Raw genomic sequence first — 15,317 nt, forward strand, 5'->3', positions numbered from 1 at the left:
TGCTGGCTATTGAAGTCCAGCAGATGCACCGCGTTGACTTCTTCGCGGGCAGAGCCCGCTCCCACAAAGTGTGGTGGCGATCCTGTGGGACCGGGGCGGGCGGCGAGCCCTCTGCCCGCGAAGGGTGCACCACGGTCCGGCAGATGCACCGCCACCCCCGACAGAGCGGATCTGTGATGCGTTTGCAAGTGCCGCCGTCTACGGCTTGATCCCTTGATGCGAGTAGCCCGATGCAAGCGCTTTTGGTTGAAATACTGGATGCCGTCCGCCCTCTGATCGGACAAGGCAAGGTGGCCGATTACATTCCGGCGTTGGCCGATGTGCCCGCCGCGCAACTGGGTATCGCCGTGTACGGCAACGATGGCGAAGTGTTCAGCGCCGGCGATGCCCACACGCCGTTTTCCATTCAGAGCATTTCCAAGGTGTTCAGCCTGGTCCAGGCGATCGGCCACTCGGGTGAAGACATCTGGCAACGACTGGGTCACGAGCCGTCCGGGCAGCCGTTCAATTCCCTGGTGCAGCTGGAGTTCGAACGGGGTCGGCCGCGCAACCCGTTCATCAACGCCGGTGCGCTGGTGATCTGCGACATCAACCAGTCGCGCTTCGCCGCCCCTGCGCTGTCGATGCGTGACCTGGCGCGGCGGTTGTCGGGCAACCCTCAGGTGATCGTCGATGGCCGGGTGGCGGAATCGGAATACCAGCACCGGGCGCGCAATGCGGCCATGGCTTACCTGATGAAGTCGTTCGACAACTTCCACAACGATGTCGAGGCGGTGCTGCGCAGCTATTTCAGCCACTGCGCGTTGCGCATGGACTGCGTCGATCTGGCCCGCGCCTTCTGCTTCCTGGCCAACGACGGCTACTGCAAACACAGTGGCGAGCAGGTACTGACCCGGCGCCAGACCCAGCAGGTCAACTCGATCATGGCCACCAGCGGGCTGTACGACGAGGCGGGCAACTTCGCCTACCGCGTCGGGTTGCCAGGCAAGAGCGGGGTAGGCGGCGGCATCGTCGCGGTGGTGCCGGGGCAGTTCACGGTGTGCGTCTGGTCCCCGGAACTCAACCCGGCGGGCAACTCGCTGGCCGGCATGGCTGCACTGGAGCTGCTCAGCGAGCGGATCGGCTGGTCGGTTTTTTAGGTAGAGGCCTGAGTGACCGGGGTGCTTTTTCGCGGCCACGGACCGCGAAGGGCATGGCACGGTATGCCTGAGCGTCCGCGATTAAACAAAATGTGACAGGTTGCAGTGCCCAAGCGCCGCTGTGGACCTTAAACTGCGGCCCTCTTCAGAGGGCGATATGGCATGAACGATTTCCCGACCCGCCGCCGAGTACTCGCCGGCATGGGCATTCTCGGTCTCGGTGCGCTGGCCGGATGTGGCGACAGCAATACGCTGTCGTTCAAGTACGGCAAGGACCTGAGCAACGAGATCCTTGGCCGCACCTTCCGGCTCAAGGACCCGCAGGGCAACGAAAAGACCCTGTCCAGCTTCCGCGGCATGATGCCCATGGTGTTCTTCGGTTTCACCCAGTGCCCGGCCGTCTGCCCGACCACCTTGGCGCGTGCGGTCCAGGCCAAGAAACTCATGGGCCGCGACGGTGACCGCCTGCAGGTGATCTTCATCACCCTGGACCCCGAACGCGACACGCCGGAAGTGCTGGACGCCTACGTCAAACTCTTCGACCCCACCTTCGTGGCCCTGCGCGGTACGCTTGAACAAACTGCCGAGGTGGCGAAGGAGTTCAAGGTGTTCTACGAAAAGGTCCCGGTAGGGGATACCTACACCATCTCCCATACCTCGACCAGTTACGTCTATGACTCTCGTGGCGTGCTGCGCCTGGGTCTGTCCCATTCCCTCACCGCACAAGAGTGCGCCGAGGACCTGCTCACCGTAATGGAAGTCTGCTGATGAAACCCGTTGCCACTTTGAAAGCCCTGCGCCAATCCACCTTCCTGGCAGTCGCCCTGAGCCTCTCCGGCTATGCCATGGCCCAAACCACCGTGGAAGATGCCTGGGCACGTGCCACGGTTCCAGGCCAGCCGGCCACCGGCGCATTCATGACGCTGACGGCGGATTCGGACAGCACCTTGCTCAGCGTGCAGTCACCGGCTGCCAAGGACACGCAGATCCACCAGTCGACCATGAAAGGCGACGTGATGAGCATGTTGCCGGTGGACGAAGTCAGTCTACCCGCAGGCGAACCGGTCGTGTTCGATGCCAACGGCTATCACGTGATGTTGATGGGCTTGGTCAAGCAGGTGAAAGAGGGTGATGCAGTGCCATTGACCCTGAAGATCAAGAATGCACAGGGAGAGGAAGAAACGCTGGAAGTGAACGCCGTGGCCAGGGCGCTGAATGCACCTGACCACGCTCACGCTCACTGAATGACCGGCAACAGGGCGTTGCCGGCATCACAGTTGCACCGTCGCAATCACTTGCCGACGGTCTGACCCAGGAACCAGGCACGCTCTTCGGCCTGGTCGATCCACTCTTCCAGCAGGCTGGTGGTGGACAGGTCGTTGGCTTCGTCGGTGACGCCATGGGTAGTGCGCATGTAGGCAGCCAGGGACTGGTTGTCGTCATGCAGCTCGGTCAGCATGTCTTCCGGCGACAGGTCGGCAGCTTCGCTGCTGGCCAGACGCTTGAGTTGCACCATCTGCTCCATCGAGCGGACAGTCGGCTCGCCGATCTTGCGGGCGCGCTCGGCAATCAGGTCAGTGATGGCGTAGATCTGGGTGGCTTGCTCTTCCAGCAGCAGATGATAGTCGCGGAAATGCGAGCCTTTCATGTGCCAGTGGTAGTTCTTGGTTTTGAAGTACAGCGCAAAGACGTCAGACAGCAGCACTGCCAGTTCCTGACCAACTTCAGCTTGGTTCTGCAAGCGGGCGCCTTCGCCTTTCTCGGCCTTGGCCTTGACGGACGATACGGTCTTGAGTTCCTGTTTCACATTGGCAACGGCCATTTGAAATCTCCTGGTACAGGTTTGCGGGATAGGGTTTGTAACCACTAATTGAATCGACCGCGCTGTGAACCGGAATGCTCAGAGATTTTTTCAATCACGCCGATGAAGGGTCGCTATCAACGTAGGAATCAAGCTGCACAGCGCCTGCATTTGGGAAGCTCAAGGTAAAGGTCGTCACGCCGTCGTCACTGGACGCACTCACCTTGCCGTTCACTAACGTCATGATCGACTGCACGATGGCCAGCCCCAGGCCACCGGAGTCGCCAGGCTCCGTGCGTGCCGGGTCGATGCGGAAGAAGCGATCGAACAACCTCGGCAGATGCTCGGGCGCAATGGTGTCACCTTCGTTGCGCACGCACAGGCGCACGAACGCCGCGTCATCGTGTCGGCTCAACCGCACAGTCGTGCCGGGCTTGGCGTGGCGCACCGCGTTGGCGAGCAGATTGCCCAAGGCCCGTTGCAGCAGTTGCAGGTCGGTGTTCAACGTCCCATGCAACGAATGCTCAAGGCATGCACCGCGCTCGTCGGCTAGGAGTTGGAAGTAGTCGCACAGCTCTTCGCCCAGATGAGCAAGGTCGATGGCCTGCAGGTGCACCGGGCGCTGCCCGTGGTCGGCACGGGCCAGGAACAGCAGGTTTTCCACCATGCGGTTCAGACGCTCGTACTCCTCGATGTTGGAACCGAGCAATTCACGGTATTCATCCGAACTGCGGGGCTGGTTCAGGGCCTGGCCCGTGCTGGCCAGCAGCGTGTGCAGCGGGGTGCGAATTTCGTGGGCCAGATCGGCCGAGAATTGTGAGAGCCGTTCGAAACCCTGTTCGAGCCGCGCCAGCATGCCATTGAGCGCCTGGAGGGGCGCCTGCAATTCCAGGGGCGCGGCGGTATCGGCCAGCCGTCGATGCAGATTGCGCAGATCGATGAGGGCCAGTGCGTCGGCCATATCGCGCAAGGGTGTCAGCGCCCGTCGTACCAGCAGCAGACCGATGATCCAGGCCAGCAAGGCGCCCGCCGCCACGGCCAGGTACAGACGCAGCCGATAGCTGGCCAGGATCGCTTCGCGTTCGTGCAGGCGTTTGCCAACCATTACCGTCAACGCTTCGCCCGCCGGACCGACCGCGTCACCGGCCAGCAACAAGGCGTTACGGTCCTGACGAATGTCGGTCCGGCTCGGCTGCTGACTCACACCGATGCGTGGCGGATCGCCCAGTGTTTCGCCATGGGGGTTGATTTCGAACACCAGGCTGCCATCTGCGCGACGCACCCGCAGCACGCTCTCCTGATTGCCAAGCATGTTCTGGTACAACTGAGGGCGCTGCTGCAGGACGCCCAGGCTGTCGCTGTCGTGGAGCAGGGTGCGGACCTGCTCGAGCCGACCCAGCAGGGCGAGGTCGTCGCGGTAGGCAATCTCGGCCGCCAGCGAGCGATACAGAAACACCGCGACCGCACTCATCGCCAGCGTGCAGACCACCGCCACGGCCAGCGCCAGCCGCCAGGCCAGAGAATGGCGGCGTTCACTCATCCTGGTGCTCCAGCCGATAGCCGACGCCGCGCACGGTATGGATCAGCTTGGGCATGAACGAATCGTCCACCTTGGCGCGCAGGCGGCGTATCGCTACCTCGACCATGTTGGTGTCGCTGTCGAAATTCAGGTTCCACACCTGGGACGCGATCAATGTGCGCGAGAGCGCCTCGCCGGGCCGGCTGATCAGCATGTGCAGCAAGGCGAACTCCTTGTTGGTCAGGCTGATGCGCTGTCCACCGCGGCTGACTCGACGGCGCAGCACGTCCACCACCAGATCCGCCACCTGGTAGTGCTCGACCTCGCGTACCGCGCCCCGACGCAACAGCGTGCGCACCCGCGCCAGCAGCTCGGCGAAGGCGAACGGCTTCACCAGGTAGTCGTCGGCGCCCAGCTCCAGCCCGCGCACACGGTCTTCGATGGCGTCCTTGGCGGTGAGGAACAGCACCGGTGTCTCGCCTCGCTGGCGGATCAGCTTGAGCAGTTGCCAGCCGTTCAGGCCGGGCAGCATGACATCGAGAATCACCAGGTCATACGCCTGTTGTTCGATCAGATAGCGTCCATCCAGCCCGTTGAGCGCCACGTCTACCGAAAAGCCGGATTCACCCAGCCCCTTGGCGAGAAAGTTCGCCGTCTTCGCTTCATCTTCAACCAGCAACACACGCATCGTTCAGCTCCTGTACCCGCGCATAGGCTAGGCCTCCGCCGCCCGATTGCCTATTACAAAGTTGTAATCCCTGCGACGGGGTTCTGTCGGGGCGTGCTTGTTAACGTGGTTGCCACTGATCACGGAGAAGCCCGATGAAAGCCCTTTGCATGACATTCACCCTGAGCTGCCTGCTGGCCACGCAAGCCCATGCGGCGCTGGCCCAGCATCCGGACCTGGACCTGGCAACCGCCCAGCGACTGGCCAACGGCAGTGGCTGCGTGGCCGCGGTGGCGGTCCTGGACCGTGGCGGCAACGTCATCGTCCAGCAGCGCGGCGACGCGGTGGGCCCGCACAACACCGAAGCGGCGCGGTTGAAAGCCTACACCGCACTCTCGACCAAGACCCCGACCCGGGCCTTTGCCGAACGCGCCCGCAACAACCCCGAAGCCGCCAACCTGACTTCCCTTGGGCAGTTGCTGCTGCTAGGCGGCGGCGTGCCGGTCTACGAGGGCACGCAGTTGGTTGGCGCCGTTGGCATTGCCGGCGCCGGCGGCGCCGAGCAGGACGAAGCCTGTGCAATCAAGGCCACCGAATCCGTCGGTCTGGCCATTCACCCTTGAAGGAGCGCTGCACCATGTTGAAAAAGACTCTTCTGGCCATCAGCTTGGCCTCGTTGTCCGGCCTGGCGATGGCTGCCAATCCCCTGAGCGTCCACGTACTGAACCTGGAAACCGGCGTGCCCTCGGCCGGTATCGAAGTGACCCTGGAGCAGCATCAGGGCAACCAGTGGCAAGCACTGGGCAAGGGCGTTACCAACGAGCAAGGGCGCATCGCCGAGCTGTTCCCAGAGCAGCGCCCGTTCGCTGCGGGCGAATACCGCGTGGTGTTCAAGACTGGCGACTACTACCGCAAGGTTGGCCATGACACGTTCTTCCCGGAAATTCCGGTGATCTTCGAGGTCAAGAACACCGAGCAGCACTACCACATCCCGTTGCTGCTCAGCCCCTACGGCTTCAGCACCTATCGCGGTTCCTAGTCGTACGGGCAGTGATGCGAGTGCCCGGCTGCGGTCGGGTGCCTGCAAGGATGGCCGCCATGCTTTCGCCATACCCGGAAAACTATTGCCCCCTGCCTGCGGTCTGTTGCACCAGAGCAGCGCCGCAGGGCAGGGCGCCGGGGAATTGCGCAGGATCATGACGGGTGTCCATCGATGAAGCAGCTTGATCTGCAAGTCATACAACAGGCCCAGGCCTGGCTTGGCCAGGGCCGGGGCGTATGGCTGTGCACGGTATTGTCGACCTTCGGTTCGGCGCCACGCGGGCCGGGGGCTATGCTGGTCGCTCTGGATAATGGCGAACATTGCGGCTCGTTGTCGGGTGGCTGTGTGGAAGACGATTTTCTGGAGCGCGTCGCCGCCGGATTTTTCACACCGGTCAATCAGGTGGTGCGCTACGGCGACGGCGGCCTGGCGCCGACCATGGCGCTGCCCTGCGGCGGCGTTCTGGATGTGCTAGTGGAATACCTCACGCCCGGTGACGCGACGCGGGAGCACCTGCAACAGGTGGAACACGCCTTCGCCGGCGGCCAGCTGGTGGCTCGCCAGGTCGTACCCGGAAGCGATCAACGCAGCATTAGCCCCGGGAGCATGGGCGATGCGCGTGTGCTGGTGAACGACGAAGAAATCCGCATCCGCATCGGCGCCGTACAGCGCCTGATCCTGGCCGGCCTGTCGCCGGTGGCCGAGTTCTGTGCCGGGTTCGCCTTGAGCCTGGGCTACGAAGTGATCCTCTGCGAACCACGCCCCGAAGTCCTGGCCCGTCTCGACCTGCCAGGCGTGCAGGTCCATGAAGTCTTGCCCGCGGTGTTCATCGCCGAAGGCGGCTGCCATTCGGCGACAGCCGTGGTGGCGTTGACCCACGACCCTCGACTCGACGACCTGACCCTGCTCGAAGCGGTACGCACACCAGCCTTCTACATCGGTGCCATGGGCCCGATGCGCACCAGTGAAAAGCGTTTCGAGCGCCTTCAGCGCATCGGCGGTCTGGGCGCCGATGCGCAGCAGCGTATCCAGCCCCCCATCGGTCTGAACCTGGGCAGCAAGACACCCGCCGAAATCGCCCTTGCGGTCATGGCGGATATCCTGCGTGCGGCCAATGGCATCGACCGGCAGCGCCTATGACCGCGCGGCGGGCGGCTGAAAGCCTTTGAGCCGCAGCGCATTGACCAGCACGAAGACCGACGACAAGGCCATGGCCCCCGCCGCGAATTGCGGCGACAGGGTCAGCCCGTTGATCGGGTAGAGCAGCCCCGCAGCCACGGGGATGAGGGCAGCGTTGTACACGAAGGCCCAGAACAGGTTCTGACGAATGTTGTTCAGGGTCGCCGTCGACAGCGCGATGGCGGTGGCCACCGAGCCCAGATTATCCGACATCAGCACCACATCCGCCGCCTCGATGGCGATGTCCGTGCCATTGCCCACGGCCATGCCGACATCGGCCTGGGCCAGTGCCGGCGCATCGTTGATGCCGTCGCCTACGTAGACCGTCAGGCCATACTCGCGCTGCAAGGCCTGAACGGCGTCCACCTTGCCCTTGGGCAGCACCTCGGCCACCACATGATCGATGCCCAACTGGGCGGCGATGGCCTGGGCGGTGCGGCGGTCATCCCCTGAGATCATCGCCACTTTCAGGCCCAGTGCATGCAGCGTCTGAATCGCAGCCTGGGTAGAGGGCTTGAGGGTGTCTGCCACGGCGATGACTGCAGCCAGGTGGCCATCCACTGCGGCATACAGTGGGGTCTTGCCGTGTTCGGCCAGCGCGTGCGCGGCGCTGGCGAACGCCGCAGTATCCACACCCAGTTGCGCCATGTAGCGCTCGGCACCGATTGCAACGTTTTGCTCATCCACCGTGGCGCTGACGCCGTAGCCGGTGTGCGCCTGGAAGTCCTGCGCTTGAGACCAGGTCAGCTGTTCCTCCTGTGCCGCCGCCACGATGGCCAGGGCCAGCGGATGCTCGGAAAGTACCTCGACCGCTGCCAGCAGTGGCAGCAGCCCTTCGCGGGTGAAGCCAGGTGCAAGCTGCAGGTCGGTCAGGCGCGGCTGGCCTTCGGTGAGCGTGCCGGTCTTGTCCAGTGCGACCACACGTGCCTCTTTGAGCCGCTGCAGCGCCTCGCCCTTGCGCAACAGAATGCCCAGTTCGGCGCCGCGACCGGTGCCGACCATGATCGAGGTGGGCGTTGCCAGGCCCATCGCACAGGGGCAGGCGATGATCAGCACTGCCACGGCATGCACCAGCGCCATGCCCAGCGCGGGCTGAGGGCCCAGCCAGTACCAACCGACGAAAGTGGCCAGCGCCAGAGCCATGACCACCGGCACGAACCACAGCGTCACCCGGTCAACCAGCGCCTGGATCGGCAACTTGCTGCCCTGAGCCTGTTCGACCATGGCGACGATACGGGCGAGCAGGCTGGCGCTGCCCAGCGCGGTCGCCTGTATCTGCAGCGTACCGTTCTGGTTCAGCGTGCCACCGACGACGTTGTCGTTGCGCAGCTTGCGGACCGGCATGGGTTCACCCGTGAGCATCGATTCGTCAACGAAGCTGTCGCCTGCCACTACGCTGCGGTCCACCGCGATCCGCTCGCCGGGGCGTACCTGCACTACGTCACCCTGCACCAATTGCGCCAGCGGGACTTCCATCAGCCCAGTTTGGCGTTGCACCCAGGCGGTCTGTGGCTGGAGGTTCAACAGGCGCTTGATCGCCTGGGAAGTACGGCCACGGGCGCGGGCTTCCAAGGTGCGACCCAGCAGGATCAGGCAGATGATCACGCACACCGCTTCGTAGTAGACCGTCGCCGTGCCAGGGGGTAGCACGTGGGCCGCGAACGTCGATACCAGGGAAAAGCCGTAGGCGGCGAGGGTGCCCACCGCGACCAGCGAGTTCATGTCCGGCGCACCGCGCAGCAACGTCTGGACGCCTTTGACGTAGAAGCGTTTGGCACAGATGAGCAGCACCAAGGTGGTCAGGGCGAACTGCAGCAGCCAGTTACTCTGCTGAGCGAGGTGCTGGTCGAGCCAGGCGTGAAAACCGGGTATCAGGTGCGTGCCCATTTCCAGGATTACCACGGGCAGCGACAGCGCTACCGACCCGCGCAGGTCGCGCCGTAGGCGGGTGGCGTCGTCCAGGTGTTCCTGGCTGGCTCGATCAAGCTCCTCGTGGGTGTGTTCGATCAGTCTGGCGCTGTAGCCAGCCTTGTCGATGGCAGCGATGAGTGCCTGCACGTCCAGCGCGCTATCGCCTTCCCCCCGGCCGCGCTCGGTGGCGAGATTGACCGCCACCGCCGTTACCCCGGGCACCTTGCTCAGTGTCCGCTCGACCCGACCCACGCAGGACGCACAGGTCATCCCCTGAATGCCCAGCTCGATCGCTCCTTCATTCGCCGCCATGCCCACATCCTCCTTCCATTCCAAGCCTCGACTTTGACCCTTCCCATCATGGGAAGGTCAAGCCCGACAACACTCTGCGTAGGAGCGGTCCGTGGCCGCGAAAAGGGCACAGCGGTGTACCAGCCACACCGCATCACGCCTTTCGCGGCCGATGACCGCTCCTGCGGGAGTCGCGCCGGCGCGGTGAAACTGGCAGCATGGACGTACAAGAACTGGAGAACGGCCATGAAGATCGTTATCGCACCTGACTCATTCAAGGACAGCCTCAGCGCCGCCGATGTGGCTTCGGCCATTGCCCGCGGAATGCGCCAGGCGCTCCCCGATGCGCAACTCGTCGAACGGCCCATGGCCGATGGCGGCGAAGGCACCATGCAGGCCATCATGGCCGCCTGTCAGGGCGAGCTGCGCAGCCTCACCGTGGAAGGCCCCCTGGGCCAGCCCACCGAAGCGCATTGGGGCTGGCTGTCGGCCGAACGTACCGCAATCATCGAGATGGCCGAAGCCAGCGGATTGCAGTTGGTCGAACGGCAGCAGCGCGATGCCTGCGCCAGCAGCACCTACGGCACTGGACAGCTGATTGCTGCCGCGCTGGAAGCCGGCGCGCAGCGTGTCATTCTCGCCATCGGCGGCAGCGCCACCAATGACGCGGGCACCGGCATGCTCTGCGCGCTGGGTTTGCGTATGACCGACGCCCAAGGCGCCGACTTGCCGCGTGGTGGGCTGGCATTGGCGAACCTGAGCGCGCTCGATATCAGCGGCCTCGATCCGCGCCTGGCCGACGTGCAGTTCGAAGTCGCGGCCGATGTCGACAACCCCTTGTGCGGCCCGCATGGCGCCTCGCATATCTTCGGTCCGCAGAAAGGCGCCACGCCCGAACAGGTCTTGGCCCTGGATAAAGCCTTGGACCACTTTGCCGATCACTGCGCACCACTTCTGGGCCACGATCACCGCAACCTGCCGGGGTGCGGAGCGGCCGGCGGCATGGGTTTCGCGGCCAAGGCGTTTCTCGACGCCTCGTTTCGCCCAGGCGTCGAGGTCGTGGCGCAACTGGTCGGCCTCGCCCAGGCTGTGGAAGGTGCCGATCTGGTGATCACGGGGGAAGGGCGATTCGATGCGCAGACCCTGCGGGGAAAAACGCCCTTCGGTGTCGCGCGCATCGCGCGCGACGCAGGCGTCCCGGTGGTGGTGTTGGCCGGCACGCTGGGCGAGGGTTACCAAGAGCTTTACAACCACGGGATCGACGCCGCCTTTTCCCTGGCCTCCGGGCCGATGACCCTGGAGCAGGCCTGCAGCGATGCAGGTGAGCTGCTCAGCGCTCGCGCCCGGGATATCGCCCTGCTCTGGCAACTGCGCCGCTAGCAGCGAATCCGCTGCCGACGGTCAATCCCGCTCGCGCATGAAGAAACCGGCCACGTACTTGCGGAAGGTGTCCAGGCTCTTGAAGTCGGCCAGACGCTTGAAGGTCTCGGAGCTGGGCTCCGGGCCCAGCGGCTCCTTCATCAGCGAGACCGACAGCACGCGGTCCAGGTCCGAACTGAGCACCAGCTCATCCATCACCATGGCGCCGATCACCGGTCGGCGCATCACCACCTTGACGCCCTTGCTGGCCATCCAGTCGATCAGCGACACCAGCATCTTCAATGGCTCCCGCTCCTCGTCGCGGAACACCGGGAACAAATGCCCGCGGGTCAGCACCGGCACCGTGGCCACATGGACCATCTCGTAGAACTGACTGCCAGCGGTGGCCGGCGAGTACAGCGCCAGTGCCAGCAACGGCCCGCTGCTGCGCGCCCCGCCCCACAGAAGATGATGACCCTGAAAGTCGAACCCGGCGCTGCTGCGGTCGGTGATCACCTTGCGGCCCACCACATCTGCCACGCAATCGAGCAGCAGCCCGTAGCGACGCTGCCCGATGAACGCGGTGGAGTCCTTCAGACGCGACTTGAGCATCATCATGTGCTTCATGTCGATGCGGGTCTCCAGATAGTTGCTCGCCGGCACCCGATCGATCAGCGGGTAACGCGTGGCCACGGCGCGCAGATCAGAGAACTGGCGGCTCAGGTCCTTTTTCAAGTGCGTGGCATACACGTTGAGCCCGGAGGCTTCGATGAAGGTCAGCAGCAACGACAGCAACCGATGCTGTTCCCGACGCTGGCTCGCTGCCAGCGCGTTCGCCGGAGCGCCCAGCGTAGCAGGTGCGCGAAAGTCACCTATCAGCTTGAGCGGCACGTCAGGAGGAAGCCAGGCGGCAGGCAGTGGCGCGTCGTCCCCACGCGCCGACGGGTTTTCGCGCTCGTCATGGATGAACGGGCAGCCTGGTGCGTGCTCGGCCGTACCAGGGTTGTTCTTCAGGAACAGGGTGCCGGTACTGCTGTTGAGGGTCACGTTCATCACCGGCAGCGTGCCGGGCCGGCAATCGCACGCCAGCCACTGGCCCTGGGTGCGGACCTTCATCAGCCACTGGTTGGCCTGCAGCAGCTTCGGACCTTCGCTGCGGCCTTCGGCGAACTCGGTCACCAACTGCTGCTCCGCAGGGGAGAGGGTGCGCACTTGGGCGCCGGTCTTTTCGATGATTCTCATGACGCTGCAAACGCCCCTTCGACGAACGGGTTCAGGCCGGGTTGGCTTGCATGGGACAACGCTTCGGCGCCATGTTTCCGTTGCTCGCGCCCCAGCCCGGTGCGCTGCCCCAGCCGCACTGGCGGCACCATCGAAGGCAAGAACGAAGGCACTAACGGCTTGCTGCGCACTCGAACCCTCGCTACCGTTGTACCCCACCTCATCGACAGGAGCCATGACATGGCAAGCACGCAAGCGAGCATCGACATTCCGGCATCGGCCGATCAGGTCTGGAACCTGGTGGCCGGGTTCAATTCCCTGGCCCAGTGGTTGCCGATGATCCAGCACAGCGAAGCCCAGGAGCATGGCCGGTTGCGTCACCTGACCACGGTGGATGGCACGGTCATCGTCGAGCGCCTGGAAAGCTACGACAACGCGGCGCGCACCTACAGCTATTCGATCACCGAAGGTCCGTTCCCGGTGACCGACTACCTCGCCACCCTCAAGGTGATCGAAATGGACGCCGGCAACAGTCGCGTGGAGTGGGGCGGTCGATTCACCCCGGCAGGTATTTCCGACGCCGAGGCCGTGGAAATCTTCGACGGCGTCTATCAAGGCGGCCTGCAGGCACTGCGCGACAACTTCTGATCAAACCCGACCGGGTGACGGCGTGCAGGTCAGGCAGGGATGCGGGTGTTAGAATGTTCGGTGTTCACCTCGACGCTCTAAAGGATCCCCACGGTTTGTCTGATCTGCAAAACCCTCTGTTGCAATACCTCGCCCGGCTGATGCCGTCCAGCCGTACGACCATGCAATATGTATTGCAGGACGCCGCCGACCGCCTCGGCTTCGAGGACGCCGATATCCGCGAGGTCCCCTGGCACCTGCTGGAGCCGGGACATGTCACCTCGCTGGTGGCCGCGCTGCGCGAAGACGGTTATGCGCCCAACACCACCTCGATCTACGTCAACGCTGTGCGCGGCGTCATGAACGAAGCCTGGCGGTTGAGCCTGATCGACCAGGATCACCTGCTCAAGATCCGCTCGGTCAAGCCCATGCAGGGCACGCGCCTGGGTAATGGTCGCAACCTCAAGCGCAGTCTGATCCGCGACCTGATGGAAGTCTGCGCCAGCGATCCGCGGCCCCAGGGCCTGCGCGATGCGGCTGTGATCGCCATTCTGTACGGCTCGGGCATGCGCAAGTCGGAGTCGGTCAACCTGGACCTGACCCAGGTCGACTTCGCCGAGCGCAGCCTGCGGGTCGTAGGCAAGGGCAACAAGGAGCTGATCAAGTACGCGCCCAGCTGGGCCTTTACCCACTTGCAGACCTGGCTGGCGTTCCGCCGCAGCCAACTGCCGGCCGGTCAGGCGGACGACGACTTCCTCTTCAACCGAATCCGCCGCGGCGCGCACATCACGCGCGAGCGCATCACCAAACACGCCATCTATTACATCGCCCGGCAGCGCGGTGCTCAGGTCGGCGTGAAGATCATGCCCCACGATTTCCGCCGCTCGTTCATTACTCGGGTGATCGAGGAGCACGACCTGTCGATCGCCCAGAAACTGGCGCACCACACCAACATCCAGACCACGGCGGCCTACGACATGCGCGACGACAACGAACGTCGGCGTGCCGTGGACCGCTTCGACCTCTAAGCGGGCGCGGCTTACTGGCGAGCCGCAGGCGCGGCCGGCAGGAACCAGTTCAGCACCAGCGCGCAGATACCCCCGGTGGCCACGCCCGATTCCAGAACGTTGCGCAGCGCGCCCGGCATGTGCGCCAGGAATTCCGGCACTTGGGCCACACCCAGGCCCAGCGCCAGCGATACCGCGATGATCAACAGCGCCCGGCGATCGAGGTCGACGCTGGCGAGGATATTGATACCCGACGCAGCTACCGCCCCGAACATCACCATGGCCGCACCGCCGAGCACCGGCTCGGGCACCGCCTGGATCACTCCGGCGACGGTGGGGAACAGGCCAAGCAGAATCAACATCACCGCGATCCACACGCCGATGTGTCGGCTGGCGATGCCGGTGAGCTGAATCACGCCGTTGTTCTGGGCGAAGATGGAGCTGGGGAAGGTATTGAACAACCCGGCCAGCATCGAGTTGACACCGTTGACCAGGACGCCGCCCTTGATGCGCTGCATCCACAGTGGACCTTCGACAGGTTGGCGCGACACCTTGCTGGTAGCCGTTACGTCACCGATGGCTTCCAAAGACGTCACCAGGTAGATCACCAGCATCGGAATGAACAATGCCCATGAGAAGCCCAGGCCGAAGTGCAGAGGCATCGGCACCTGGAACAGCGCGGCCTGATGCATGCCGGTGAAGTCCAATCGACCCAGGTAGCCGGCGAGCGCGTAACCCATGGCCAATGCGATGACAATGGCCGCACTGCGCATCCAGGTCACTGGAATGCGATTGAGCACCACGATGATCGCCAATACCAGCCCGGAGAGCATGAGGTTTTCGCCATTGGCGAAGGTACCGTTGGCCATGGCGCCGAAACCGCCGCCCATGCTGATCAGCCCGACCTTGATCAAGGTCAGGCCGATCATCAACACCACGATGCCGGTGACCAGGGGGGTGATCAGTCGTTTGACGAAGGGCAGAATCCGCGAAATCCCGATCTCCACGAACGAGCCGGCAATGACCACGCCGAAGATGGCGGCCATTACCGCCTCTACCGGCGTGCCCTGCTGGACCATCAGCGCACCCCCGGCAATCAGCGGCCCGACGAAGTTGAAGCTGGTGCCTTGCACGATCAGCAGGCCCGCGCCGAACGGGCCGATGCGACGGCACTGCACGAACGTGGCGATACCCGAGATGACCAGCGACATCGAGACGATCATGTTGGTGTCACGGGCACTGACGCCGAGCGCCTGGCAGATCAACAGACCCGGCGTGACGATCGGCACGATGATCGCCAGCAGATGCTGCAGGGCGGCAAGCAGGCCCAGTAATGGCCGCGGACGGTCTTCCAGGCCCAGGATCAATTCGTCGCTGGGCGGCAATGGGGCGGTCATGGCAAGGGCTCCGGAAAACGAGCGCGCGATGGCTCTTGGAAAAAGAGCGCGATTCTACGGCGCGTCGTCGACGCGGCAAAACGGTTTTTTGCGCAGACTCTGTGAGCTGCAGACAAGAAAAAGCCCGCACGAGGCGGGCTTCGACTTCACAGCGGTG

Annotated in this window: 15 protein-coding genes; 9 read left to right on the top strand and 6 right to left on the bottom strand. The window is 64.0% G+C overall.

Annotated features, from left to right (window positions below):
• Nucleotides 1-230 precede the first annotated feature (230 nt).
• The 3 genes from glsB to AC788_RS05095 all read left to right on the top strand — a co-directional run bounded on the left by glsB (nt 231) and on the right by AC788_RS05095 (nt 2,383).
• Nucleotides 231-1,139 (top strand): glutaminase B, encoded by a 909-nt coding sequence (glsB, locus tag AC788_RS05085; protein WP_049859512.1) that lies wholly within the window; start codon nt 231-233, stop codon nt 1,137-1,139.
• Between the two features lie 162 nt (nt 1,140-1,301).
• On the top strand, nt 1,302-1,907 hold the full coding sequence (locus tag AC788_RS05090) for an SCO family protein (RefSeq protein ID WP_049859513.1): 606 nt from the start codon (nt 1,302-1,304) through the stop codon (nt 1,905-1,907).
• Nucleotides 1,907-2,383: a copper chaperone PCu(A)C gene (locus AC788_RS05095; RefSeq protein ID WP_049859514.1), complete on the top strand. Its 477-nt coding sequence runs from the start codon at nt 1,907-1,909 to the stop codon at nt 2,381-2,383. Before AC788_RS05090 ends, AC788_RS05095 begins: the two co-directional genes overlap by 1 nt.
• Nucleotides 2,384-2,430: 47 nt before the next feature.
• Here the strand turns inward: AC788_RS05095 and AC788_RS05100 are convergent, their stop codons facing one another.
• The 3 genes from AC788_RS05100 to AC788_RS05110 form a co-directional block, all read right to left on the bottom strand.
• The gene (locus tag AC788_RS05100; RefSeq protein WP_043189385.1) at nt 2,431-2,961 is read right to left on the bottom strand and encodes a Dps family protein; all 531 of its coding nucleotides are present in this window, start codon (nt 2,959-2,961) and stop codon (nt 2,431-2,433) included.
• 94 nt (nt 2,962-3,055) lie between these two features.
• A complete protein-coding gene (locus AC788_RS05105; protein ID WP_049859515.1) occupies nt 3,056-4,480 on the bottom strand; it encodes a heavy metal sensor histidine kinase in 1,425 nt (474 codons plus the stop codon).
• Nucleotides 4,473-5,147: a heavy metal response regulator transcription factor gene (locus tag AC788_RS05110; protein ID WP_049859516.1), complete on the bottom strand. Its 675-nt coding sequence runs from the start codon at nt 5,145-5,147 to the stop codon at nt 4,473-4,475. Before AC788_RS05110 ends, AC788_RS05105 begins: the two co-directional genes overlap by 8 nt.
• A gap of 134 nt (nt 5,148-5,281) precedes the next feature.
• Between AC788_RS05110 and AC788_RS05115 the strand changes: the two genes are divergently transcribed.
• The 3 genes from AC788_RS05115 to AC788_RS05125 all read left to right on the top strand — a co-directional run bounded on the left by AC788_RS05115 (nt 5,282) and on the right by AC788_RS05125 (nt 7,308).
• On the top strand, nt 5,282-5,749 hold the full coding sequence (locus AC788_RS05115; RefSeq protein ID WP_049859517.1) for a GlcG/HbpS family heme-binding protein: 468 nt from the start codon (nt 5,282-5,284) through the stop codon (nt 5,747-5,749).
• A gap of 14 nt (nt 5,750-5,763) precedes the next feature.
• Nucleotides 5,764-6,165 carry a hydroxyisourate hydrolase gene (uraH, locus tag AC788_RS05120; protein ID WP_049859518.1) on the top strand — a complete coding sequence of 134 codons (402 nt, stop codon included), beginning with the start codon at nt 5,764-5,766 and terminating at the stop codon, nt 6,163-6,165.
• A 174-nt stretch (nt 6,166-6,339) separates the two neighbouring features.
• Complete coding sequence (locus AC788_RS05125; protein WP_049859519.1) at nt 6,340-7,308, top strand: XdhC family protein; 969 nt, start codon at nt 6,340-6,342, stop codon at nt 7,306-7,308.
• Here AC788_RS05125 and AC788_RS05130 read toward each other — a convergent pair.
• Complete coding sequence (locus AC788_RS05130; protein ID WP_049859520.1) at nt 7,303-9,570, bottom strand: heavy metal translocating P-type ATPase; 2,268 nt, start codon at nt 9,568-9,570, stop codon at nt 7,303-7,305. The genes AC788_RS05125 and AC788_RS05130 overlap by 6 nt on opposite strands.
• 225 nt (nt 9,571-9,795) lie before the next feature.
• On the opposite strand from AC788_RS05130, the gene AC788_RS05135 reads away from it, so the two are divergent.
• Nucleotides 9,796-10,929, top strand: a complete 1,134-nt coding sequence (locus tag AC788_RS05135; protein ID WP_049859521.1) for a glycerate kinase — start codon at nt 9,796-9,798, stop codon at nt 10,927-10,929.
• A gap of 21 nt (nt 10,930-10,950) precedes the next feature.
• Here the strand turns inward: AC788_RS05135 and AC788_RS05140 are convergent, their stop codons facing one another.
• On the bottom strand, nt 10,951-12,150 hold the full coding sequence (locus AC788_RS05140) for a hypothetical protein (RefSeq protein ID WP_049859522.1): 1,200 nt from the start codon (nt 12,148-12,150) through the stop codon (nt 10,951-10,953).
• Between the two features lie 219 nt (nt 12,151-12,369).
• Between AC788_RS05140 and AC788_RS05145 the strand changes: the two genes are divergently transcribed.
• Nucleotides 12,370-12,777 (top strand): SRPBCC family protein, encoded by a 408-nt coding sequence (locus AC788_RS05145; RefSeq protein ID WP_049859523.1) that lies wholly within the window; start codon nt 12,370-12,372, stop codon nt 12,775-12,777.
• A 53-nt stretch (nt 12,778-12,830) separates the two neighbouring features.
• Nucleotides 12,831-13,784, top strand: a complete 954-nt coding sequence (locus tag AC788_RS05150) for a site-specific integrase (RefSeq protein WP_049859524.1) — start codon at nt 12,831-12,833, stop codon at nt 13,782-13,784.
• An 11-nt stretch (nt 13,785-13,795) separates the two neighbouring features.
• Here the strand turns inward: AC788_RS05150 and AC788_RS05155 are convergent, their stop codons facing one another.
• Entirely contained in the window at nt 13,796-15,160 is a 1,365-nt protein-coding gene (locus tag AC788_RS05155) for a nucleobase:cation symporter-2 family protein (RefSeq protein ID WP_049859525.1), read from the bottom strand.
• Between the last annotated feature and the right edge of the window lie 157 nt (nt 15,161-15,317).

It is taken from the genome of Pseudomonas sp. RIT-PI-a, from assembly GCF_001187875.1.
Lineage (GTDB): Bacteria > Pseudomonadota > Gammaproteobacteria > Pseudomonadales > Pseudomonadaceae > Aquipseudomonas > Aquipseudomonas coleopterorum.